General features: G+C 43.4%; 32 protein-coding genes. All 32 read left to right on the top strand.

All coding sequences use genetic code 11. From position 1 onward, the window contains the following. The first annotated feature begins 28 nt into the window (after positions 1–28). Positions 29–685, top strand: coding sequence for a MerR family transcriptional regulator (locus tag CXF70_RS11465; protein ID WP_101802784.1), 657 nt, complete (start codon positions 29–31; stop codon positions 683–685). Beyond that, positions 682–2,655: an AAA family ATPase gene (locus CXF70_RS11470; RefSeq protein WP_101802785.1), complete on the top strand. Its 1,974-nt coding sequence runs from the start codon at positions 682–684 to the stop codon at positions 2,653–2,655. The genes CXF70_RS11465 and CXF70_RS11470 overlap by 4 nt, the downstream gene beginning before the upstream one ends. After that, entirely contained in the window at positions 2,656–3,585 is a 930-nt protein-coding gene (locus CXF70_RS11475) for a RecT family recombinase (RefSeq protein ID WP_101802786.1), read from the top strand. Beyond that, on the top strand, positions 3,585–4,286 hold the full coding sequence (locus CXF70_RS11480; RefSeq protein ID WP_101802787.1) for an MBL fold metallo-hydrolase: 702 nt from the start codon (positions 3,585–3,587) through the stop codon (positions 4,284–4,286). Before CXF70_RS11475 ends, CXF70_RS11480 begins: the two co-directional genes overlap by 1 nt. Positions 4,287–4,351: 65 nt before the next feature. After that, positions 4,352–5,212, top strand: coding sequence for a DnaD domain-containing protein (locus CXF70_RS11485; protein ID WP_101802788.1), 861 nt, complete (start codon positions 4,352–4,354; stop codon positions 5,210–5,212). Further along, positions 5,193–5,975 (top strand): ATP-binding protein, encoded by a 783-nt coding sequence (locus tag CXF70_RS11490; protein WP_101802789.1) that lies wholly within the window; start codon positions 5,193–5,195, stop codon positions 5,973–5,975. The genes CXF70_RS11485 and CXF70_RS11490 overlap by 20 nt, the downstream gene beginning before the upstream one ends. 11 nt (positions 5,976–5,986) lie before the next feature. Then, positions 5,987–6,184: a hypothetical protein gene (locus tag CXF70_RS11495; RefSeq protein ID WP_101802790.1), complete on the top strand. Its 198-nt coding sequence runs from the start codon at positions 5,987–5,989 to the stop codon at positions 6,182–6,184. Further along, a complete protein-coding gene (locus CXF70_RS11500) occupies positions 6,181–6,687 on the top strand; it encodes a hypothetical protein (protein WP_101802791.1) in 507 nt (168 codons plus the stop codon). The genes CXF70_RS11495 and CXF70_RS11500 overlap by 4 nt, the downstream gene beginning before the upstream one ends. Beyond that, the gene (locus tag CXF70_RS11505) at positions 6,684–6,986 is read left to right on the top strand and encodes a hypothetical protein (protein ID WP_199172826.1); all 303 of its coding nucleotides are present in this window, start codon (positions 6,684–6,686) and stop codon (positions 6,984–6,986) included. Before CXF70_RS11500 ends, CXF70_RS11505 begins: the two co-directional genes overlap by 4 nt. Positions 6,987–7,074: 88 nt before the next feature. Continuing rightward, the gene (locus CXF70_RS11510) at positions 7,075–7,257 is read left to right on the top strand and encodes a hypothetical protein (RefSeq protein ID WP_101802792.1); all 183 of its coding nucleotides are present in this window, start codon (positions 7,075–7,077) and stop codon (positions 7,255–7,257) included. A gap of 3 nt (positions 7,258–7,260) precedes the next feature. After that, positions 7,261–8,505 carry a DNA cytosine methyltransferase gene (locus CXF70_RS11515; RefSeq protein ID WP_101802793.1) on the top strand — a complete coding sequence of 415 codons (1,245 nt, stop codon included), beginning with the start codon at positions 7,261–7,263 and terminating at the stop codon, positions 8,503–8,505. Between the two features lie 15 nt (positions 8,506–8,520). After that, positions 8,521–8,874: a hypothetical protein gene (locus CXF70_RS11520; RefSeq protein ID WP_101802794.1), complete on the top strand. Its 354-nt coding sequence runs from the start codon at positions 8,521–8,523 to the stop codon at positions 8,872–8,874. Position 8,875: 1 nt separating this feature from the next. Then, positions 8,876–9,079, top strand: a complete 204-nt coding sequence (locus CXF70_RS11525; RefSeq protein WP_101802795.1) for a hypothetical protein — start codon at positions 8,876–8,878, stop codon at positions 9,077–9,079. A 34-nt stretch (positions 9,080–9,113) separates the two neighbouring features. Beyond that, on the top strand, positions 9,114–9,680 hold the full coding sequence (locus tag CXF70_RS11530; protein WP_145990725.1) for a hypothetical protein: 567 nt from the start codon (positions 9,114–9,116) through the stop codon (positions 9,678–9,680). Continuing rightward, on the top strand, positions 9,677–9,853 hold the full coding sequence (locus tag CXF70_RS18210; protein WP_158241193.1) for a hypothetical protein: 177 nt from the start codon (positions 9,677–9,679) through the stop codon (positions 9,851–9,853). Before CXF70_RS11530 ends, CXF70_RS18210 begins: the two co-directional genes overlap by 4 nt. 38 nt (positions 9,854–9,891) lie before the next feature. Beyond that, positions 9,892–10,023 carry a hypothetical protein gene (locus CXF70_RS18530; RefSeq protein WP_255400086.1) on the top strand — a complete coding sequence of 44 codons (132 nt, stop codon included), beginning with the start codon at positions 9,892–9,894 and terminating at the stop codon, positions 10,021–10,023. 15 nt (positions 10,024–10,038) lie between these two features. Continuing rightward, on the top strand, positions 10,039–10,809 hold the full coding sequence (locus CXF70_RS11535; RefSeq protein ID WP_101802797.1) for an N-6 DNA methylase: 771 nt from the start codon (positions 10,039–10,041) through the stop codon (positions 10,807–10,809). 69 nt (positions 10,810–10,878) lie between these two features. Beyond that, positions 10,879–11,031 carry a hypothetical protein gene (locus CXF70_RS18215; RefSeq protein ID WP_158241194.1) on the top strand — a complete coding sequence of 51 codons (153 nt, stop codon included), beginning with the start codon at positions 10,879–10,881 and terminating at the stop codon, positions 11,029–11,031. Between the two features lie 271 nt (positions 11,032–11,302). Beyond that, positions 11,303–11,608, top strand: coding sequence for a hypothetical protein (locus CXF70_RS11545; RefSeq protein ID WP_101802799.1), 306 nt, complete (start codon positions 11,303–11,305; stop codon positions 11,606–11,608). A gap of 39 nt (positions 11,609–11,647) precedes the next feature. Next, positions 11,648–12,553 carry a MazG-like family protein gene (locus CXF70_RS18465; RefSeq protein WP_233208622.1) on the top strand — a complete coding sequence of 302 codons (906 nt, stop codon included), beginning with the start codon at positions 11,648–11,650 and terminating at the stop codon, positions 12,551–12,553. Next, positions 12,550–12,873: a hypothetical protein gene (locus CXF70_RS11555; RefSeq protein ID WP_101802800.1), complete on the top strand. Its 324-nt coding sequence runs from the start codon at positions 12,550–12,552 to the stop codon at positions 12,871–12,873. The genes CXF70_RS18465 and CXF70_RS11555 overlap by 4 nt, the downstream gene beginning before the upstream one ends. Positions 12,874–12,886: 13 nt before the next feature. Then, positions 12,887–13,051, top strand: coding sequence for a DUF6011 domain-containing protein (locus CXF70_RS18380; protein WP_199172827.1), 165 nt, complete (start codon positions 12,887–12,889; stop codon positions 13,049–13,051). Next, the gene (locus CXF70_RS11560; protein ID WP_101802801.1) at positions 13,051–13,467 is read left to right on the top strand and encodes a RusA family crossover junction endodeoxyribonuclease; all 417 of its coding nucleotides are present in this window, start codon (positions 13,051–13,053) and stop codon (positions 13,465–13,467) included. Before CXF70_RS18380 ends, CXF70_RS11560 begins: the two co-directional genes overlap by 1 nt. Before the next feature lie 12 nt (positions 13,468–13,479). Continuing rightward, positions 13,480–13,659 carry a hypothetical protein gene (locus tag CXF70_RS11565; RefSeq protein WP_101802802.1) on the top strand — a complete coding sequence of 60 codons (180 nt, stop codon included), beginning with the start codon at positions 13,480–13,482 and terminating at the stop codon, positions 13,657–13,659. Between the two features lie 307 nt (positions 13,660–13,966). Beyond that, positions 13,967–14,185: a hypothetical protein gene (locus tag CXF70_RS11575; protein ID WP_233208623.1), complete on the top strand. Its 219-nt coding sequence runs from the start codon at positions 13,967–13,969 to the stop codon at positions 14,183–14,185. Between the two features lie 18 nt (positions 14,186–14,203). Further along, positions 14,204–14,410: a DUF3954 domain-containing protein gene (locus CXF70_RS11580; protein WP_233208624.1), complete on the top strand. Its 207-nt coding sequence runs from the start codon at positions 14,204–14,206 to the stop codon at positions 14,408–14,410. Between the two features lie 167 nt (positions 14,411–14,577). Then, complete coding sequence (locus tag CXF70_RS11585; RefSeq protein ID WP_101802804.1) at positions 14,578–15,066, top strand: sigma factor-like helix-turn-helix DNA-binding protein; 489 nt, start codon at positions 14,578–14,580, stop codon at positions 15,064–15,066. 188 nt (positions 15,067–15,254) lie between these two features. After that, positions 15,255–15,695 (top strand): hypothetical protein, encoded by a 441-nt coding sequence (locus CXF70_RS11590; RefSeq protein ID WP_101802805.1) that lies wholly within the window; start codon positions 15,255–15,257, stop codon positions 15,693–15,695. A 36-nt stretch (positions 15,696–15,731) separates the two neighbouring features. Then, on the top strand, positions 15,732–16,628 hold the full coding sequence (locus tag CXF70_RS11595) for a terminase small subunit (protein ID WP_101802806.1): 897 nt from the start codon (positions 15,732–15,734) through the stop codon (positions 16,626–16,628). Continuing rightward, complete coding sequence (locus tag CXF70_RS11600; protein ID WP_101802807.1) at positions 16,618–18,036, top strand: DEAD/DEAH box helicase family protein; 1,419 nt, start codon at positions 16,618–16,620, stop codon at positions 18,034–18,036. The genes CXF70_RS11595 and CXF70_RS11600 overlap by 11 nt, the downstream gene beginning before the upstream one ends. A 24-nt stretch (positions 18,037–18,060) precedes the next feature. Next, a complete protein-coding gene (locus tag CXF70_RS11605) occupies positions 18,061–19,578 on the top strand; it encodes a phage portal protein (protein WP_101802808.1) in 1,518 nt (505 codons plus the stop codon). Next, positions 19,571–20,599 carry a phage minor capsid protein gene (locus CXF70_RS11610; RefSeq protein WP_101802809.1) on the top strand — a complete coding sequence of 343 codons (1,029 nt, stop codon included), beginning with the start codon at positions 19,571–19,573 and terminating at the stop codon, positions 20,597–20,599. The genes CXF70_RS11605 and CXF70_RS11610 overlap by 8 nt, the downstream gene beginning before the upstream one ends. Positions 20,600–20,602 lie beyond the last annotated feature (3 nt).

Genomic DNA, 20,602 nt, shown 5'->3' on the forward strand with positions numbered 1-20,602 from the left:
ATTATAGCATATCTCGGGAGGAACAGTCATGAAAGTATCTGATGAACTGGTCGGCAAGAGATTTGGCAAACTAACATGCATACGGATGACCGGTCGCGATAATCAATATCGACAACAGTGGCTTTGTGAATGCGACTGCGGAAATGAAACAACCGTAATCGCCTCGAGCTTAAAAAGAGGTAGCACGCAAAGCTGTGGTTGTATCCAGAAAGCCGCTTTACTGAAAGCCAACACGGTACACTCTTTCTCTTCGAACGGAAAGGGACGGACACCAAGACTTTATTCAATCTGGCGGAACATGAAGCAACGATGCTTTAATCCTAAAGCTACAAAATACAATCGATATGGCGGCCGCGGTATCACGGTCTGTGAAGATTGGAGAGTTTATATCAACTTCCATAGGTGGGCAGTTGAAAACGGCTATCAAGACACGCACACGCTGGATCGTAAAAACGGTGACGGAAATTATGAGCCCGGCAATTGCCAGTGGGTTCCGGTCGCTATTCAAAACCTGAACAAATCGGATAATCGAGTTATTGAGTTTTCGGGTAAGAAGATGACTCTGAAAGAGTGGAGCGATTCTCTGGATATAAATTACACAACTTTACGAGCGCGTTTAGACCAATACGGATGGTCTGTTGATAAAGCATTTAAAACTCCTGTAGGAAAGAGGCGAGCACGATGAAAGAAATTAAATTAGAATGGCTGACTTTACGAAATTTCATGGGTGTTAAGGAATTTACTTTAAAGGCCAATGGTGAAGACTTGAAAGTTTTCGGTGATAACGCCACTGGAAAGACCACGCTGTTCTCGGCTTTTACATGGCTGCTGTTCGACAAGGATAGTCAGAACAAGAAGGATTTTGGCATCAAGACCTTAGAAAACGGCAAGGAAAAACATATGATCGATCACGAAGTCGAGTGTGGATTAACTGTGGATAACGAATCACTCACTCTTCGCAAAGTATATCGAGAAAAGTGGACACAAAAACGTGGATCCAGCGCGTCAGAATTTACAGGTCACGAAACAAATTACTTCTTAGACGGTACGCCATTGAAGAAAGGCGAATTCAACAAGCGAATTGAAACCATCGTTGAAGAAGAAATCTTCAAATTGCTTACTTCACCATCTTATTTTAATGAGCAAGTGAAATGGCAGGATCGGAGAAAGATACTCCTCAGCATCAGCGGTGAAGTCTCTAATACTGAAATATTTAAATCTAACAACGAGCTGAAAGGCTTGGAACTGATCCTGAAAGGCAAGTCCATGGAAGATTTCAGGAAGACAGTCAATGCCCGCAGAAAGGCAATCAATGACGAGTTGGACCGTATTCCAATCCGGATTAACGAAATTGAAAAATCTATTCCTGAAGGGGATGGAAATGTTCCGGAACTGCGTAAGCAAGTTCTACAGCTAGACGATGAAATCGAGGAGCTGCAGGGGCAGGTTAGCGCCATTAAGACCGGCAATGCAGTACTAACTAAGCAAGGTGAACTGCAGAAAGTTGAAATGGAGATCCATAACCTGAAACGCGAACTGGAAAGCGGTTCAAAGGATGAAGTGTACCGCTTGCGGGCCAAGCTTCAAGAAGAACAGTCGAATCTTCAGACATTCCAATCACGTAAACGTTCAGCTGAAAGCCAACAGCAGTTTAACCAAGAACAGATTCAACGTGTAGAAAAATCTTTAAGTGAATTGCGGAATCGGTGGCAAGAGCGGAGTAAAGAAGAATTCACTCATGAAGTTGAGTGCGAATGTCCAACATGCGGACAGGAACTACCGGAAGAAAAAGTGCAATCCGCCAAGGATAAGGCATTGGCTCAGTTCAATGCCCGTAAATCAACAGATTTAGGAAATATTCAGGAAGATGGAAAACGCGGCGCCGCAGAAAAGAAAAAATATGAAGATGAAGTGGCTCGACTGCAAAAAGAAATCGATGATTTAAGCGAACCTATTGCTGCTAAAGAAAAAGCTATTGCAAAACTCACAGAAGAACTTACTACAGTAGAAAGCAAGGTTCAGGATGCCTCAGAAAACCAACGCTACCAAGAATTGAATGAAACACGTGAACACTTACTTGACGGTATAGCAGAGTTAAAAGATCGAGCTGAGGATGCTGCTGGAGACATTGGTGATGAAATTACCGAGAAGAAAGCTGAACGCGCGGAATTAAATGCTGAAATTGCTCGATACGCCAATGTAAATAACTTAAAAGAGCGTATGCAGGAACTTAAAGACCAGGAAGAACAGCTAGCAGCTGAATTTGAAAAACTGGAGCATCACCTCTTCCTGACAGATGAATTCATTCGAGCGAAAGTACGGATTATGGAAGAAAAAATCAATGCCAAATTCAAATTCGCACGCTTCAAACTATTTGAAGAACAAATCAACGGCGGTCTGCAGGAAGTCTGTGAAACCGTGTATGAGGGAGTTCCTTACAGTTCCGGCCTTAACAATGCAGCTCGCATCAATGTCGGACTGGACATCATTAATACACTATCGGAATTCCATGGAATTAAAGCGCCAATCTTTGTAGATAATGCCGAAGCCGTTACTAAGTTGATCGATACCGAAGCCCAACTGATCAGCCTGGTCGTTTCTGAGCCGGACAAGAAATTACGAGTTGAAAATATTGAATTAGAGGAGGCAATTTAAGTGACGAATCAAGCACAGCAAAACCCAGAAAACCTGCCCGTTGAATCAAATAAGCAAAATGCAATGGTGACGAAAGTAGCTGAAAGGGTACAAAACATGGTTGAAAGAAACCAAATTAATATTCCGGAAAACTATTCAATTGTCAATGCGGTTCAAGCGGCCTACTTCAAATTAACCGAGGTTGATTTCAAGAAGAAAACTGCTCTGATCGACAGCGCAACAAAAGAGAGTGTCGCTTTTTCATTGCAAGATATGGCTATCCAGGCACTAAGCGTCGCTAAAAATCAAGGTTACTTCATTGTGTACGGAGACAAGATGCAGTTTATCCGTTCTTATCACGGTACTCAAGCGGTCATCAAGCGCATGAAGGGTGTAAAAGACATCTGGGCAAACGTCATCTGGACAGGTGAAGACTTCGAAGTAGAGTATAACGAGCGCGGTCAACTGGCATTCAAATCGCACAAAGTAGACTGGAAAGCTGCTACAGGCAAGAAAGAAGACATCGAAGGTGCTTACTGCATCATCGAACGTGAGGATGGAGTTCAATTCCTGACGGTTATGACAATGGCTGAAATTCAGACATCATGGTCGCAATCAAGTATGGCGACCGTTCAGAACAAATACCCGCAGGAAATGGCAAAACGGACCGTTATCAATCGGGCTGCTAAAGCATTCATTAATACTTCTGATGACAGTGATTTGTTCATCGGTGCAATTAACCGAACTACTGAAAATGAGTACGACAATGAACGGAAAGAACTGAATCCCGAGTATGAAATTAAGCAAAATGCAAACAAAGAAACACTGGATATAAAACCTGAGAAGAATCAGCAGCCGATAGTTGATATTGAATTTGATTCTGAAGAGTCCGCCTCTCAACCACAAGAACAACCCACATCAGAAGGTGAGTCGGAAGGACCTGGCTTCTAATGATTGAAATTACAACATTTGCTACTGGATCGAAGGGGAATTGCTACCACATTACGGATGGGCATACTCCTCTTCTTCTGGAGGCAGGAATCAGATTTAAAGACATTCAAAGAAAGCTTAATTTCCAGACCCGAGGCATTAAAGGCTGCTTAATTACACATGAGCATAAAGATCACTGTGGTGGTTTATCCGAGGTTTTGAAAGGCGGCATCGACTGCTACCTTTCACCAGGTACAAAACAGGCTTTAGGCATCGAACATCATCGTCTGAAAGCGATAGAAAACAAGAAACAGTTTCAGATAGGGACATGGACGATCTTGCCGTTTGACGTGCAGCATGACGTTTCAGAGCCGTTTGGCTTCTTATTGGCAAATACGGCAGGCGATAAATTGCTGTTTGCTACAGATACCTATTACATCAAGTACAAATTCAACGGCCTTACGCATTTGATGGTGGAATGCAACTACTCTCAAAAGATACTTGATGAAAATATTGAATCTGGGCGTACGCCAAAGATTCTAAGAAACCGGCTGATGCAGTCGCATTTCTCCTTAGAAAACATGAAAGAATTTCTGAAAGCGAATGATCTTTCAAAGCTTCAGGAGATTTGGCTGCTTCACTTATCAGACTCCAACAGCAACGAAGAACTGTTCCGTCAAGAAGTAGCGGAGCTGACAGGCAAGATGATTTACATCCCTTAGAAATGAAAAGGGAGAGTGAGGGCTCTCTCTTCAGTTTTTATAGCAAGTATGAGGAGTGGAATGGAATGAGCAAGTATCGGCAAGTGCAGGTGAGTTTTTGGACTGATGCTTTTGTTTTGGAATTAACACCAGAAGAGAAATACTTCTACATTTACCTTATGACCAACAGCAAATCTTCGCAGATAGGTATCTACGAATTGCCTAAGCGGATCATAGAAACAGAAACCGGATACAACCGAGAGACCGTCGAAAAGCTGTTAAGTCGCTTCATCGAATATGACAAAATCAGGTACCACGAACCAACGAAAGAAATCTATATTATCAACTGGGCCAAATACAACTGGAATAACAGTCCTAAAGTCGTCGCCAGAGTTCAATTGGAACTGAACGAAGTGAAACATCAACCTTTTGCACAAGCATATTTAAAAACTGCAAATAAAGTGAAGTCAGATAAGGTATCGATACAGTATACAAGGTCTATGGATAGTCCCGAGATACTCAGCCGTAAAGATAAAGAGAAAGATAATGATAAGGATAATAATAAAGATCAACAACAACAAGAAGAAACAGAACAAGAAAAAGTTGTTGCTGCTGATTCTCCCGGAATGGCATTTCGCTTCTATGAAGAAAATATTTCACCCTTAGTTCCTCATATCGGAAATCGATTATCCATCATGATTGATGAATCTTCTGAAGAACTGGTTTGTGAAGCCTTAAAGCGTTCTGTTGAAGCGAATGCCCGAAACAAAATGAACTTTACTGACGAAATCTTACGAAGCTGGCGTGATCAGCGAGTCAAAACGATGTCTGATGTTGTAGCTGCAGATAAAGAATTTGAAAGACGGAAGCGAGGGAACTCGAATGGAACCACTCCGAAACATAGTTCAGGACCTGATAACGAAGAATATGACGGACTCTCACTCTGAAGGCAAAGAATGCCCGCATTGTGGAGAGTTTGTACCGGCTATGGAAATCGAAGTCTTAGGTCGAAACCGATGGGTGCAGCCAGTCTGTAAATGTGAAGCGGATCTTCAAAAAGCCGAACTTGAAATTTATAAGAATGCGCAGCGCGAAAGAGAAGTCCGGGAGTTATTTTCGATCAGTGACTTGGGTGACCGGTTTGAAAATGCTAACTTCGATAACTTTGAATCTCGCCCGGGTGCCGAAAATGCGGAGAAGATTTCACGATACTATGCAGAAAACTTTAACGAATTCGGATTAGAGTCCATCTTGCTGTGGGGCATACCTGGTAATGGTAAATCACACTTGGCAGCTTCTGTTCATAATCATTTACGTAAACAAGGAAAAGTAGTGGTTTTCGTATCCATGCCGGATCTGTTGAAGAAAATCAAAAATACTTTTAATAAAGGGCATAACGAAAACGAACAGCAGATTCTGAAAGCCTTAAACACCTGTGACCTCTTGATTATCGATGACATCGGCGCAGAAAAGACAAGCGATTGGGTTCAGGAAATTGTATTCCTGATTATTGATAACCGATACCGTCGAAATAAGCCGATCATGGCCACATCAAACATGGAACCAAAAGAATTGGCAGGACAGTTAGGCAAGCGATCATATGATCGAATTTTAGAAATCTCACAATCTATTGAAAACAAAGCTACCAGTTACCGCCGTGTCGTAGCAAAAGAGCGTTTATCAAAATTTGATCACTTACTCAGAGGATAGGAGGAAGTCAGGTGAATAAAACACCAGAACAATACCGTGAATACATTCTAAACCTGTTACTGATGACTGCTGGCAGCTGGCAAGCAACTGGATGTAAAGACGAAGCCATTGAAAAGCGTTTCGAAAATCTTTTGAAAGAGATTCATCCAGACCGTGAAGTTGCTCTTCTGGCTTTTCAAATGCATATAGGCGGGGAGGTTGCAGCATGATTGAAATTAAAGAACCTTTGTTTCACAACTGTTGCGTGGCATGCGGTGTAGGACGCGGAGATAACACTCGAGAACTCATAATTGCGCAATATGAAAAACATGGAGAATTCATTTGCGAGCCATGTGAGAACTTTTTTGAAACATGGCTGCGGTCGGAAGAGGAGTTGACTTATAACGGCCTTGAAACTTTCGTTACTCCAGAAGCTATTTATCACAAAGATCACGGGCGGCCACTTGTTTGTGATCCGAAAAGCGCTTTCTTAGGATTCGGCGGAGCATGGATTTTAATCTCAAAACGCTATAAGCATAAGTACGGAACAAGCGTAAAACATTTCGTAGCAAATAACCTTTTTCACGACAGGAGAATACCGGAATCTTACCGTCAGAAACTAATTCATTTCCAAAAGATTGACTCCGAAATCCAATTCACTAATCTTGAAAACTTGAAGGAACTGAGGGATCAGCTTAATAAACTGCCATATCTGAAAGAGGGTGCCAAATGAAAACCATGTCATTAATAGGCGGAATCGATACTTACGCATTCAACAAACGCTTCCGTACAGAAGAGAGTCCGGCCGGAAGGTCTGTATTCTTCTTGGGGGCTAATGGACGGACTAACGAATTGGAACTCGCAAAAAGCATTATCAAAGAACATCAAGTCCTTACCGTTAAAGAAATTTATGTTGGACGTTCAACTTCAACTGTCGAATTTGAAGAGTTCCCAGGCAAAGAATTCAACACAGTAATGTTTGCGGATCTAGATGATTTAGAAGAGGACGAGGACCCAAATCTTCCCTTCTAATTTTTTTGAAAATCTCATTGTCAATATTTTCTTTTAACTTGATCATTGAAACCTTATGCAATGGAAAACAATTGAAGGAGGAAAAATGATGACTGTAAAAAACAAACCTGTCTTCCTAAAACGTCTCGCGGATCTTGTTGCAGCTCGTGCTGTGAAATACCACTGTGGTTTCCGAACCGCTTTTATCCAGTGGACATCAGAGGAAGAAAAGCAAGGCATAACTTACACAGAGCTGAATGCTTTCGTTATTTCAACGCAAAAAGGGGATTGAGTGATGCAACTGGATATGTTCAGAGAAATCATTGTAGACAATTTTGCCGGCGGTGGTGGGGCCAGTACCGGCATTGAAATGGCTACTGGCTTATCAGTCGATATTGCCATCAACCATGATCCAGCTGCTATTGCGATGCACAAGCTGAATCATCCGGATACTGAGCATTATTGTGAATCGGTTTGGGATGTGGATCCAGTGGAAGCTGTGAGAGGTCGCAAAGTAGGGCTTGCATGGTTCAGCCCGGATTGCACACATCATTCAAAAGCGAAGGGCGGACAGCCGGTCAAACAGGAAATCCGAGGTCTTGCATGGATTGCTGTGAAATGGGCGCTTGCTGTAAAGCCTCGAGTAATCATGCTTGAAAACGTGGAAGAGTTCAAAGATTGGGGCCCGATTGAAGGCGGCAAACCTGTCAAAGAAATGCGCGGCGTCACCTTTAACAGCTTTGTCAAAGCGCTTGAGTCGCTGGGCTATAAAGTGGAGTTTCGGGCATTGACAGCGTGCGATTACGGGGCACCGACCATTCGGAAAAGATTCTTTATGATTGCTCGCTGTGATGGTAAGCCGATTACATGGCCGGAACCGACACACGGAGATCCACAAAGTCCGGCAGTCCATATCGGTAAGTTGAAGCCTTGGAGAGCAGCCAGTGAAATTATTGATTGGAGTATAGGAGCACCATCAATTTTCGAGCGGAAAACACCATTGGTGAAGAATACGCTAAAACGGATTGAGCGAGGGCTCGAAAGATTTGTAGTGAAGAATCCCGAACCTTTCATGGTCCCTGATGTACACAAAGCAGCCTTCCTGATTAGTTACTACACTGAGCAGAGTGAGAAGGAAGTTCGCGGTCTATCATTGGATTCTCCTTTGCACACGATAACAGCGGGCGGTAATCGATTTGGATTGGTCACAGCGTTCCTGACAAAGTATTACGGCCAGAGTACGGCCCAGGGATTGTCAGAGCCGCTGCATACGATCACTACCAAAGATCGATTCGCACTGACAGCCATCAAGACGAACGGCTACCAGATCACAGATATCGGATTAAGAATGCTTCAGCCCCATGAACTGTTCGCTGGACAAGGATTTCCGAAAGATTATCTGCATCCCGGCACGAAGTCGGAACAAATCAAACGGGTTGGCAACAGTGTTCCACCGCCGTTTGCTGATGCATTGGTCAGAGCGAACCTGCCGGAAATGAGCGTTGAGAATTCAAGATACAAAGTGCCGGTAGCAAATTAATCAGGAGGTTCTTTTATGAGTCAACTTAGCTTATTTGATTTAGAGGACGAGGTCGACGAAGCTCCATTAGTTAAAACCACTCCTATTCCTTTGCCTGTAAAGCCGGTAAATGAATATCCAAAAACCAGTGAAGCAAGACCGGAGTTCTTTGAAAGAAATCCAGCGAATCCTTTTCTTTTTTACTGGCTGCATCTTAAGGGAGTGGAGCCAGGCGATATGATCAGTTACACAGAAGCTCAGAAATGGCTTGAAAGTGAAGTTGAAGAGCTACGCATATCAGAGGGATTGCGCTTAGATGATATGACCATCAGCATTCCTGAATGGAAAGGAAAACTGGAAGCGCAAATAGCGAAGAAAGTAGGTTTTTAAAATGGGTGGATGGCATGCAGTAACGTCAGCGGATCTCGAAAGAGCATTTGCCACTGGATTGTTAGACCGGCCAATGCCATCTGTTCAATGGCGATTGTGCAGCGGCTGCAAAGGCTCTGGAAATAAGTATCCGGAATACATTACCAATAACAGCGACTGCCCAACATGCGGCGGCCGCGGTACGGAGGAAATTATTGATGACTGAAATATATAAAGGGCCAATCGAGGAGGTCAAGATTATGGAGAAAGTTAAATTGACGAAGGAACAGGCGGATGCGATTGAAAATCGTTCTGATGTTGAATCTGCATTAAATTATCATGCAACAACCAAGTGGACTGACAAAAGAAATGAAAGTCTAAACCGCTTGACACTTGAACAATTTGCCCGAGCGTTATTAATCGGCTATGAAATCGAACCGGAACAGCCGAAGTTTCAGCTGGGAAGCGAAGTAATTGATGTTAATTCTAAAAACTGCCCAGTCATTACAGTGACAAATCAAGATGGAAAACACCTTTACGGATATTGGGGCAGTCATATTACAACTTGTGTTCAAAAGAAAAATGCACGTTTTGCTACACCAGAAGAGATTTTTTGGAAGAAAACGCTTGGTCGGGATGAAGTGGGAGCCTTTCATTATGGTGACATTGTTGTTACCGATTTGAATGTACCCATAAAAGTCGGAGAGTATGATGTTCCTGGCAGATTAATAGGGCTAGAGAGAACACTGAAATTTTATAGAAATAAGTCTCTAAATGGCATCTACCCAGCCGAATCATTCAAGGCTATTCCGGGTGATTCGAAGTGAACGAAAAATACGAAAAAGTCATAGCTGCTATACCTCACTGGACACCATCAAGAGACTGCCGGATCTTCGGCGTCTCGGCTATCCAGTCAATTGTGAAATGCACGCTACTTGAAGCCATTGAGATACGGGACCGGTTGGAATACGAGGGAGCCATACCGAACCGGCGTTACTAGTTGAGGTCTTGTGATATTAAACAAAGGGGCTGACGAAGATGGGGATATTTTTCACCGCAATCGGAATTTGTTTAGTGATCGGATTCATTTCATACAAGCTCAATGCACATTACCTGGACAAGGAAATCACGGCTTTTGAAGCTGCTGAAAAGCTTAAAGAAAGAGCGTAATGACGAAAAGTCGAGGTGATCATTATTAAAACGTTAACCAATCATATTAAGCCGATGGTAAAGATTTTTGAATCGATGCGCTATCACTATGAAGTCTCACATTTGTTTGAAGACTTCCTTGAACTGATAGCCATCACGATTTCAAATTCAGCAGACCGGCAGCAATACGAAAAAAGGGAAGCGCGCTATATGCAAATCATCGGCAAGTATAAGCCTGAAGAAGCAAACCTGTTCGCTAAGTTGTGGGCCATGCTGATCGTCGCACTGGAAGACAAGCCGGATGATTACCTGGGGCAATTGTTCATGGAACTGGAACTTTACAACTCATGGAAGGGCCAGTTCTTCACTCCTTCTGACGTAGCGAGAATGATGGCCCGAATGACACTCGACGAAAAGTTCGATGACATCATGAAAGAAAAGGGATATGTCACAGTCAACGAGCCGACAAGCGGCGGCGGGGTAACACTTATTGCGCTGTATGAAGAAATCAAAAAGCGCGGCTATAATCCACAGCAGGCGATGCGGGTAGTTGCTCAAGACATTGATATTAAGGCAGTCCACATGACATATATTCAGCTGTCATTGCTCGGCGTAAATATCCAGGTTATTCATGGAGACACCTTAACGCTTGAAACCAGAGGTGTTTGGAAGTCTCCAGGATACTTCTTATTCGCCGGCAGAGGGATAGGCGTAAAAGAGCCTGTGGAGTTAGTCGAAGTGCCGGAGATTGAAAGCATTGAAGAAATAACGGCATTCGAGAAGGTTGAACAGCTCACACTGTTTTAATAATGCGGACAAATAAGGACAATAATGCGGACAATGTACCGCAAGGTTGAACCAAAAGGAGTGGTCAATATGAAATGGGAAAATCTCAAAGAGCAAATCAAAAAGACAATCGAATATGGCAAAAGCACAGGTATGACAACGGAATTGGAGCGTGGCTTTGTTTACGGATTGGAAGAAGCATTAGACAAAATGAATGCTTTAGAAGAAGAGGAGAACAAGTAGTACGCACAAAAGAAGGGTGATTCTATGAACGTCCGACATTATAGAAATTACAAAAATAGAATATCTAAATGGTATTTCGTTTCATATAATTTCAGTCAAATTAGTGGATTAAGTGGCTTTGGCTCCATCGAACTACAACTTTCAGGAAAGCCTAATTTAAACGAAATAGAGAAATTTATACTCGAAAACGATTCTGAATTAAAAAACGCTATTGTCTTGAACATAGTTCCAACTAGAAAAAAGTACGCACATAAAGTGAAGAGGTGAAAAAGTGGAATTAGTAGTTTCCGATGTAACTTATGAAAAATTCTCAAAAGATTTTCCAGGCATCAGCAAGTGGGAACTTCAAAGTATCTTAATGCGTGTGAGGATGTTTTCTGAATATGACTATTGGAATCACTTTCAGACCTTTGATTCGCTGGCTTATGGAGAAAGTAGGAAAAAGAACTTGTATTTTGTTGAACGTAAAACGTATCTATTCTTTGTCCACTCTTTCGACATACAGTTGTACAAACTTCCCAGTGTCATCGAATTAAAGCCTAATAATGAAGGGGAAGTTTACAAGATTTATGAATAGTACGCACAAATAACGGTAGTGAAAAAGGGAGGAAGTAATTTGACAACTGCAGCAGAAACAAAGAAAGAGTTGACTGTCGGCCGCTATGAATTTTTCAAACAACAGGGGAGAACGGATGCCAGTATCGCAAAAAACTACGACATGGATCAGAACCAGTTGAACAAATGGAAACACGAAAACGGTTTGATCGGCAAAGACTACGGTCTTCGCGGTAAAAAATCAGGAACCATTAAAACTGTAAAAATCCAAGACGATGAAGTTAAGCCGCTGAAGGAAAACGATATACCGAAGGAACGTCTATCAGATTCATACAGCCCGAACAAGAAGCTTCAGGAGAAACTGGCAGAGAAGAAGCCGGCGGAAAAGAAGGAATCTGCTTCTGGTTGGGATCGTGTGAAAGAGTTAACCGAAGAAATGTCCGAGGACATGAAATCAGAGGTCCTGGCAACAGCTGAGAACATGACAAAGAAATATGAAATTAAGGCTTCAGAGCCAGTAGTCGAACAGTTTGATGTTTCAGATTCAACTTCGGAAGAACAATTACGTCAAAAAGTTGCCAAATTAGAAAAAGAGAAATCTTGGCTAGAGGAACAACATTGCAAGGACACCGATGAAAAAGAACTTCTTCGTAAAGAAGTGGAGAAAGCGAAACAGAATGCGCAATACCATGAGCTCATCCTAAAAGTTAATGCCGATGTGATATCTGAAAGGCACCGTCAGAATGAGAAATGGGGGCATCAGCGCCATACATTTGGCGACTGGCTAATGATTCTGACAGAGGAAGTTGGAGAAGTGGCACAGGCTATGCAGAAAGCCAAAGGTTGGGGCAAGGAAACGGATGCCAGCAACCTGTATGAGGAATTGATTCACGTAGCCGCAGTTTCCTCAGCAATTGCTGAACAGGTCTTGGAAGAACAAGAAAGTGTCTCGGGGCTGGTGACATGAAAACATTAACGAAAGGAACGCGGGTGGCCGCTACTTTTCGAATTGAGGATCTACTTAGCGAGAACTGCCGGAAGTGTGATGAAGCGACCACAAAGAACAAAACATGGACAAGTATTTGTGAGGAATGTCCTGTATTTGCAGAATTACGTTCATGTGGAAAGGTGCTGTCGGGACCACTCGAACAGGAACAAACAGAGGCTGCTAAAATGCGGGAGCTAGCTAAGAAAAACGGAATCAGTCTCCCGAACTATCACTCCCGGGTTAATCGCGGCATAGATCCTTATAGAGCTGCCACAGAACCGGTGAAATCTCGAAAGTAAAGGTGCGAAGGAAATGGTGTGCAATAGGTGCAATCGGAAATTAAAAACACTCAAAAGTATTGAAGCTGGCTATGGTCCGACTTGCAAACGGAAACAGGAAGAAGCCGATGCCGAATTCTTGCGGATCCAAATTACGATGGATGAAGAACTAGCTTATCAGGAAAAGGTGAAACGTTAATGCAATTACTATTTGAAATCATGGGCGATCCAGTCGCCCAGGGGAGACCTCGTGCCGGAAAGTCATTTTCCGGCAAAACGGTTCTCTATGATCCCGCGAAGTCGAGGGACTTCAAGCGATATGTTCGAATGGTTGCGGCGCAGCATGCGCCGAAGGAATTGATTGAAGGTCCGATTCACTTGAACGTTGATTTTTACCGATCGATTCCAAAGAAGTATCAGACTAAGCCGAAATTGGAATTAATCGAGAAGGGCATATTACTTCCGACCACAAAGCCGGATGTCGACAATTATATAAAAGGTGTGAAGGACGGCTTGAATAAAGTGATTTGGCATGATGACAGCCAGGTAATCAGCATGAACATTCGGAAATTCTACAGCATGGTGCCGAGGGTCGTTGTGCATATCACATATTGAGGGGGAGAGTTTATGACAGCAATTCTCTGGGGATTGGCCGCAGCCATATTCTTCGGTATTACAAACGCTATTGCTTATCAACGTGGAGCCAATACTGGCTATCGGGACGGACTGAAGACAGGGATTACGGCTGAATTCCAAAAGCTGCATCCGGGAGAATATAACATCATTTGGGGTGACGAGGATGACTGAGAGGATGAAGTCCATAACCGAAATCCGCAACCGCCCAGAAGTCTTGAAACTCTTAAAAGATTTGCACGGTCGAGGGTACCGGTATGTAGTCAGGGATAGGGAGTCGGAATGGTTACTCTGCTATACGCTGAAACCGAAAAAATATCGGGACACAAATTCTTGGGGGTATGTGGATCCAAACGCATCAGGAGTGAAAATGGCATATCCTTTCAAAAATAATGACATGACAGAAATCAACTGGACAAATAGAACTGCAAAACCGATAACGGATTTCATTTCTTAATAAACAGGCGAAGGAGGAATCGCCGTGAGTTACTATCTGTTCGAAGACGACACCTTGAAGCTGAACCTTATCTTTGAGGAGAATGAGTTGCAGGATTTTAAGGAAATGTGGGAGGCAGGCATCAGCGTCGAGAACATGGCCAAGAAGATGAAGCGGCGTCCATCGGAAGTTGTTTTACTAGTTATGGATCACGCTGAGAGAAGTTTGATTAAGAAAAGAGAGCAAGGAGTCTTCGGACTATGACTTTGAGGGAGGTCAATTATGACAACTAGAGACGAGGATATGATTGCTGAAATTGATTTGAGAGAGAACGCTGCTTATGTTGTGAAGGATGGAGTGGCGACTAAACTCAATCCAATGGAAAGCGGTACTGATGAAATCATCTGGAAACGCGGTATTGTGCTTGATGTTGTAAGGTCTCATCGAATCCGCTTAGGTCACAAAAAAGAAATTGGAAATAATGACTGAAAAATAGAATAGTTCGTCGGTTGGATATGGTATAATTAGATAAATTAGCAAGTCGAAAAAACCATATATTAATCCACTACGGAAGAACCGACTGGATGCAAATCAAGAGCAAACGCTCTCGATTTGTGTCCTTTTTTATTTGCCATTTTAGAAAGAGGGGTAGCGCTATGAAAATCTGGGCTGATGATTTGTTGCATGAGTATGGAATTGGGAAGAAGGATTTGGAACGGCGCCGCGACCAATTAGATCGTAAGAACTTTCTCGATAAGCAGGATCTCACCCAGATTAACAGCATGATTGAGAGCATGGCGTATTCCATGGAATGGATGGAGACCGGGAGACAACCTGGCACTTATAAAGGCATCGATATCAAGAGCATTTATCAAAAGCGCTCATTTGAGTCGATGGACATTATTCCGGATATTACCGAACAGCTGGAAGAAGGACCGAAGCAGCTTTACATGACGGCTGAGGAAAAGATTATTCTTGCAGATATTTTCGCTTCGTTTTCTTTTCGCGAAAGACAATGTTACATACTTCACGAAGCAAGCGGCATCAGCATGGGGACTATTGCTCAGGAATTAGGGCTCAGTAAAGGTTCTGTCCAATATTATATTCAGCAAGCAAGGAAGAAGGTTAAGGCGAGAGTCTCTTAATATTTGTTTACTTTGTTCCCTTACGCGTCCCTTACGTATGCCTTACGAATGAAGGGGAGAAAAAAAGAGGGGATGCCGGACGAACAGCAAATCCCTTCTCAGCCCCATATCTGATAACGGGCGAAATTAAGTGCCCGGCGATTGTTTTGATGACTCACGAAGCACATAGCGTGAAGGAGCGAATGCCTTTGAAAGACTTGGTAAAACGGAAGAAATCTGAATTTCGCTATTGCGTGGAATTAAGTAATGGGCAATTGCTCAATGTTTTCTTCTGGCGTAATCAAGCCGTCATCATGGGAGAAAACATTATCTCCTGGCAAGTCGGAGTCGTCATTACTGAAACGAGGAAGCAAGCAAAGAAATGGTTCTTATCAGCAAAGAATCCTTACGACTCAAAATCAACCGGTCGTTGCGGTCTCGAAGGAATTAAAAGAGCAGCAGAAATCATTTTAGATTTCAGAGATTCGATGAAGACCAATGAAATGCTGTTTGTAGGATTTGAAGACTCCAAAAGACAGTCTGCTTACCGTCGATTGAAAAAATACGGGTTCAAAGAATACGAAGAAAACGGAGTAGTCAGATATTACGCTTCTCCAAATCTTATTGATCGTAAGTGGATTGAAGAATAAAGAAATGTATTTAAGAGGGGGCGGCAGGTGATGTAGATGGCCAGACAAAGAGATCCGCGCAGAGAAGAAGCCTATCAGATTTGGAAAGAGAGTAACGACTCTAAAAAGCTGAAAGATATTGCTGAGGAATTAGGTGTCTCGGACACACAGATTCGAAAGTGGAAAAGCCAGGATAAATGGGAACCTTCGAAAGGGAACGTTACTAATTCGAAAAGTAACGTTACTAAACCCAAAGCAGAGAAGATAGTGACGATTGAAGCGGATGGTCTTAATGATCGACAACAACTGTTCTGTCTTTATTATCTCAAGTACTTCAACGCTACTAAGGCTTATCAGAAGGTTTATGAGTGTGCGTACTCCACCGCAATGGTTGAGGGACATCGGCATCTGAGAAATCCTAAGATAACAGCCGAGATAGACAGAATGAAAGAAGAGCAAACTTCAGAGATTAAGTTGAGTGTAAAAGACATCCTGCAGAAATACATCGATATTGCATTTTCCGACATTACCGACTTTGTGGTTTTTGGTCGAGATGAAGAAGTCGTTTATGACGAAAACGGAAGGCCGAAGATTGATGCTAACGGAAATGTGAAGAAACAAACATTCAGTTACGTCCACTTGAATGAATCAGTTGAAGTCGACGGAACAATCCTGACAGAAGTAAAAGAAGGCCGCGACGGAGTATCAGTTAAGCTGGCCGACAAAATGAAAGCCCTCGAAATGCTATCCAAATATTTCGATTTGCTGTCTGATAAAGACAAGCAGAAGCTGCAGGAAGAAAAACTCAAAGCCGATATCGTCAAAGCTCAAGCCGAAGCAGAAAACATCAAGCGAGACAACGACGGCAGTGTGAGCAAAGACTGGGTATCTGCATTGAAAGATGTGGCTGATCGCAGGAAGCAAATGAGAAGTGGTGAAGCAAATGACCACTAAACCATATAACGTCCTGGTCGACTTGATTGAAGTCTATTGGGATGATCCTGTCGCATTTGCTGAAGACATACTGGAGTTTTATCCGGATGAATGGCAGAAGAAAGTACTAAATGATTTAGCGCATAACCCAGCCGTCTCCGTCCGCTCCGGTCAAGGTGTTGGTAAAACAGGGGTAGAGGCTGCGGCAATTCTTTGGTATTTATGCTGCCGGCCAAACCCAAAAGTCATTTGTACCGCTCCAACGCGTCAGCAATTGAATGATGTTCTTTGGGCCGAGGTTGCCAAGTGGATGGAGAATTCACTGGTGAAGAACTTCCTCAAATGGACGAAGACGAAGGTTTACATGATTGGCAATGAGGAGCGATGGTTTGCTACTGCCCGGACAGCTACGAAGCCTGAGAACATGCAGGGCTTCCACGAAGAGTACATGCTTTTCGTCGTTGATGAAGCTTCAGGTGTAGCGGATAAAATCATGGAAGCAATTCTCGGTACCTTATCGGGGCTAGAAAATAAGTTGCTGATGATGGGAAACCCGACGCGGACCAGCGGCGTGTTCTACGATTCTCATCACAAGGATCGGATGGATTACAAAACTCATAAGGTTAGCAGTTGGGATTCCCCAAGGGCGAGCAAAGATAACATTGAACGGCTTATCCGGAAGTACGGCAAGGAATCAGATGCAGTACGCATTCGGGTATTCGGAGAGTTTCCTAAAGCAGAGCCTGATGTATTCATTCCCCTTGAACTACCTGAGACAGCTGCTGAAACCGTAGTAGAACCTCAGAGCAGAGTATTGCATCTGGGAGTTGACGTTGCCCGTTACGGTGATGATGAAACAGTCATAGCACCGCGCATAGGTGGCCGGTTGTTTGAGTTGCAGGGGTATCACAAACAAGGCACATCGGAAACATCCGGTCGCATTATTGAAACCGCTCGCCATTACCACAGGCTTTACCCGCTAATTAATGATGTAGTGGTCAAGGTGGATGATGATGGTGTCGGTGGAGGTGTAACAGATCAATTGGAAGAAGCGCTTCGCACAGAAGTATTTCCTTTCTCCTTCCGTATCCAACCAATAGGTAACGGAAGACGCGCTGAGGACTCGGAGCACTACGACAACAGAGGTACTGAAATATGGGCGACTGTTCGTGACTGGCTACAGGAGAACCTAAGCCAATACTTACAAGGCAAAGAGCCCACAGTGCAGTTTCCTGATGATGAGAAGCTGATCCAGCAATTAACTACTCGGAAGTATCGGATGACAAGCAAAGGCAAAATCGCATTGGAGCGGAAAGAGGATATGAAGAAGCGCGGCCTTGAATCTCCCGATAGAGCGGACGCCGTTGCGCTTGCATTTGCATCTGATGAAGAAATGCCTTGGACTTATGAGCGTCCGAGTGGTTGGTAAAAATAGAGAAGTGGAGGTGAGACGATGACCATTGTGTATACGAAGAAGAAATTCCCGCCTGAACCTTTCGCTGATGACTACGAAAAAATGCAATATTATCGTGAGCTCTACGAAGGGAATCATGAAGACATTTTCCCGCGTGCCCAGGATATTGGCAATCAAACAAAAGTGGCAGCGAGAAATCTTACAGTAAAGCGGAATAACAATCGCTACAGCATCAAAGGGAAGCTGATCGACAAGTCTTCAACTCAGCATTATGTAATTGTGAACCTCGCTTCTTCTATTGCGGAATTGCCAGCTGACTTGATTAACAGATCCCTAGGCAATATATCTGCTGATGAAGAAGTCGATAAAGCGTATCTAGATTTCATTGCAGCTGTAGTCAAAACGTCGAAGGTAAAAAGTAAATTGTGGGCGGCCATTGTTTCACATCAGGTTGATGGCGGTGTCGCTTACCGGATTCGACGCACTGAAGCTAAAGGTGTTTGGTTTGAGTGGAAGGAAGCAGACATGTACTTCGAACACGAAGATGGACTCGGTGCCGACGTTTCTTGGTTAGAGGAGCGCGGCGATGAAAGCTATCTTCGAGTGGAGCGGCAGAGGCTCAGCAATGGAAACCTTTACCTCACACAGCATGTTTTCTTAATGAACGGTACCGAGGTCGATGAGGAGCAGGACTACGAGCAATATAAACTCGATCATCAATTAACCGAACCGGCATCTTTCGAAGTTAAGAACATGAATGAGTTGATGTGTGGCTACTTAGCAAATGATGAAACATTATCACAGCCGCGCGGCCGCTCAGGTTTACGGAACGTGGATGTCATCCAGGAAGAAGTGAACTGGACCATCACACGCGATTCAATCGTTTTCGAGAAGCATGGTAAGCCAAAGCTCGCAATACCTAGTCGATTATGGGAAACGGTAGCTGGCAAAAATAACAAAGATTATGGCGGCCGCTTTGTCCGTAATTCTGATATCGAAGTTGTATCTTATGACGAAAAGAACGGAGCAGTGCCCATGTATATTACATGGAACGCGCAGACCGAACAATCATTTAAGCATGTGTCCAGATTGATTGAATATATGATGGCCGTTTCTAAAACTGCTGCTACTGCTGTTGGTCTTGGTTCGGCTTCTGGCAGTATGTCAGCAAAAGCAATCTTGTATGAATGGATTCAGTCAGTCATCAAGTCAGAAGCTATCCGTGACAAGTTTGATGAAGCCATTAAAGATGCATTACGAAAATGTGCATTACTTGAGAACTCATTAGGCAACACCAGTTTTAAGGTAGCCGATCCGATCATTGATTGGAGAGATATGCTGCCGAAAGCACAGTCTGAAACTGGCGAGGAAGCTTCCAAGAAATACTCTGATGGTGTTCAATCACTTGAAGCTACTGTCCGCGAGATTCATCCAACCTGGTCGGAAAAAGCAATTGCTGATGAAATCAGGAAAATTCAGGATGAGCAAGTGGTCAATTCCATGAATCCTACATTTACGCAGCCACCGAGAACAAGAATAGGTGAGGGCAATGAATAAGAAGATTGCAATTCTTATTGCTTTGTATGAGCAATCGAGTCAAAACATCCTAGAAGTCATCCACTCAATTAGTGACGGCCTATCAAAAAGGCGCCAACTTGAATTACTGCAGCAGGCACAAACAATTGTTGCGGAAGCACAAGGTGAATCTAGTGAATTAATTTTAGATATTATCGAGGCGGCATACAAACTAGGTTCAAGCGAAACAGTGGAAGAGTTGAAGGTGCAAGGCGTCCGGAATGTACAAGGGAATTTCTCGACTGCCATACATCGAGAAGCAGTTCAAAACATTACAGACGACATGTTCTACACGATTTTAGAGGCAACTGACCATATGACTGCCGATGTGAAGGGACGGCTTGAAGAGATTACTCGGAGAGCCAACCAGCGTTCTCTGATTGAAGGTCAGACTCGACGTGAGGCAACAGCTCTTGCAGTCGCTGAAGCTACAGAAAGGGGCATTACCGGCATTATAACTGCAAACGGTGCCCGTGTTCCTGTCGACAAGTATTTGGCGGGGACGATTCAGTATTTTCAACGCAAAGCTCATGTCGATGGCGCCATTAATCGTATGACGGAAAACGGACAGGATTTGCTATACGTCAATAGCGTCGGGATAACTTGCTCCATATGTGCTCAATATCAAGGCAGGGTCTACAGCATAAGCGGAAATGACCGTCGATTCCCTAGATTGGATAGGCGGCCGCCTTATCATGGTCATTGCGTTCATAGTGCTTATCCCTGGAATGAGGAATATCAAACGGCAGCGGATGTATCTGAAATGCTCATCACATCAAATCGGCCATTCGTCGATAATCGAAGCGAAGCCAATATTAAAAAATATGAAGAGATGCAGCTGACAACATCCAGAAAGAACGAAACCCGTAAACAATGGATGCGCTACAAATCGAGAATGCCTGACTTACCTGATTTAAAAACATTCGCCAGCCACAAAGCGCGTAACACTCAGAAGTTCCGTGATTGGCAGGAGGACTTTAGAAGATTTGGAACGATGATTTAATAA

It is taken from the genome of Planomicrobium sp. MB-3u-38, assembly GCF_002836425.1.
In the GTDB taxonomy this organism is placed as follows: domain Bacteria; phylum Bacillota; class Bacilli; order Bacillales_A; family Planococcaceae; genus Planococcus; species Planococcus okeanokoites.

Coding starts and splice junctions, on each gene's coding strand:
- CXF70_RS11465 (WP_101802784.1), top strand. CDS start 29: ATGAAAGTATCTGATGAACTGGTCGGCAAGAGATTTGGCAAACTAACA.
- CXF70_RS11470 (WP_101802785.1), top strand. CDS start 682: ATGAAAGAAATTAAATTAGAATGGCTGACTTTACGAAATTTCATGGGT.
- CXF70_RS11480 (WP_101802787.1), top strand. CDS start 3,585: ATGATTGAAATTACAACATTTGCTACTGGATCGAAGGGGAATTGCTAC.
- CXF70_RS11485 (WP_101802788.1), top strand. CDS start 4,352: ATGAGCAAGTATCGGCAAGTGCAGGTGAGTTTTTGGACTGATGCTTTT.
- CXF70_RS11490 (WP_101802789.1), top strand. CDS start 5,193: ATGACGGACTCTCACTCTGAAGGCAAAGAATGCCCGCATTGTGGAGAG.
- CXF70_RS11500 (WP_101802791.1), top strand. CDS start 6,181: ATGATTGAAATTAAAGAACCTTTGTTTCACAACTGTTGCGTGGCATGC.
- CXF70_RS11505 (WP_199172826.1), top strand. CDS start 6,684: ATGAAAACCATGTCATTAATAGGCGGAATCGATACTTACGCATTCAAC.
- CXF70_RS11510 (WP_101802792.1), top strand. CDS start 7,075: ATGACTGTAAAAAACAAACCTGTCTTCCTAAAACGTCTCGCGGATCTT.
- CXF70_RS11515 (WP_101802793.1), top strand. CDS start 7,261: ATGCAACTGGATATGTTCAGAGAAATCATTGTAGACAATTTTGCCGGC.
- CXF70_RS11520 (WP_101802794.1), top strand. CDS start 8,521: ATGAGTCAACTTAGCTTATTTGATTTAGAGGACGAGGTCGACGAAGCT.
- CXF70_RS11525 (WP_101802795.1), top strand. CDS start 8,876: ATGGGTGGATGGCATGCAGTAACGTCAGCGGATCTCGAAAGAGCATTT.
- CXF70_RS11530 (WP_145990725.1), top strand. CDS start 9,114: ATGGAGAAAGTTAAATTGACGAAGGAACAGGCGGATGCGATTGAAAAT.
- CXF70_RS18530 (WP_255400086.1), top strand. CDS start 9,892: ATGGGGATATTTTTCACCGCAATCGGAATTTGTTTAGTGATCGGATTC.
- CXF70_RS18215 (WP_158241194.1), top strand. CDS start 10,879: ATGAAATGGGAAAATCTCAAAGAGCAAATCAAAAAGACAATCGAATAT.
- CXF70_RS11555 (WP_101802800.1), top strand. CDS start 12,550: ATGAAAACATTAACGAAAGGAACGCGGGTGGCCGCTACTTTTCGAATT.
- CXF70_RS18380 (WP_199172827.1), top strand. CDS start 12,887: ATGGTGTGCAATAGGTGCAATCGGAAATTAAAAACACTCAAAAGTATT.
- CXF70_RS11560 (WP_101802801.1), top strand. CDS start 13,051: ATGCAATTACTATTTGAAATCATGGGCGATCCAGTCGCCCAGGGGAGA.
- CXF70_RS11565 (WP_101802802.1), top strand. CDS start 13,480: ATGACAGCAATTCTCTGGGGATTGGCCGCAGCCATATTCTTCGGTATT.
- CXF70_RS11580 (WP_233208624.1), top strand. CDS start 14,204: ATGACAACTAGAGACGAGGATATGATTGCTGAAATTGATTTGAGAGAG.
- CXF70_RS11585 (WP_101802804.1), top strand. CDS start 14,578: ATGAAAATCTGGGCTGATGATTTGTTGCATGAGTATGGAATTGGGAAG.
- CXF70_RS11595 (WP_101802806.1), top strand. CDS start 15,732: ATGGCCAGACAAAGAGATCCGCGCAGAGAAGAAGCCTATCAGATTTGG.
- CXF70_RS11600 (WP_101802807.1), top strand. CDS start 16,618: ATGACCACTAAACCATATAACGTCCTGGTCGACTTGATTGAAGTCTAT.
- CXF70_RS11605 (WP_101802808.1), top strand. CDS start 18,061: ATGACCATTGTGTATACGAAGAAGAAATTCCCGCCTGAACCTTTCGCT.
- CXF70_RS11610 (WP_101802809.1), top strand. CDS start 19,571: ATGAATAAGAAGATTGCAATTCTTATTGCTTTGTATGAGCAATCGAGT.